The following is an 854-nucleotide window of genomic DNA, read 5'->3' as shown; positions in this document are numbered from 1 at the left end:
TAGGGCCGATCGACATTCATTGGTTCCAGATCATTGCTGCGGCGAGGTGGATGAAGCCAGCGAAGTGCGAGGTTCGTCTGTCATAGCGTGTGGCGAAGCGCCGGAAGTGTTTGAGTCGGCAGAAGCAGCGCTCGATCCGATTGCGCTGCCTGTAGACGTTGATGTCGTGCGGAATGATGACCTTGCGGGTTCGGTTGGACGGGATGACCGCTGTTGCCCCCATATCGGCGATGATCGCGCGCAGCGCGTTGCTGTCATAGGCCTTGTCGGCAAGCACGGCTTCGCCGGTCTGGTCGTGGAGCAAGGCAGGCGCCTGGGTGACGTCGCCAGCCTGTCCGGCTGTGATGATGAAGCGGAGCGGGCGACCAAGTGCATCGGCCAGCATATGGATCTTCGTGGTCAGCCCACCTCGGGAACGCCCCAGCGCCTGATCTTTAGCCCCCCTTTTCCGCTTGCGGCCTGCTGGTGAGCGCGAACGATGGTGCTGTCGATCATCAGATACTGATTATCCCGGTCTGCCGTCAGGGCTGTGAACACGCGTTCCCAGACCCCGGCATGGCACCAGCGGCTGAACCGCCGATGTACCGTCTTCCACTTGCCGTACCGTTCCGGCAGGTCGCACCAATGCGCACCCGAGCGCAGAACCCACAAACAGCCGTTCACGAACAGCCGGTTATCAGTCGCTGTGCGTCCTGCATCGCCCGCTTTGCCCGGCAGCAGCGGCGAAATCTTCACCCACTGCGCCTCGTTCAATTCGTAGCGCTTCGTCGCCATCACCTGCTCCGTGCAAATCACGGAACCCTATGAATCAGCGATTGAACCTCTTGGGAATCCTGAATGTCGATCGGCCCTAG

General features: G+C 60.9%; 1 pseudogene. It reads right to left on the bottom strand.

Annotated elements, in window-relative coordinates:
* Positions 1-16 precede the first annotated feature (16 nt).
* Positions 17-774 (bottom strand): annotated as a pseudogene (locus AC1RLZ_RS31155) (IS5 family transposase).
* Positions 775-854: the final 80 nt, after the last annotated feature.

Source organism: Tardiphaga sp. GW822-FHT04G09 (assembly GCF_058800725.1).
Note: the sequence above shows the minus strand (reverse complement) of the source record. Positions and strands in the feature narration are given on the sequence as shown.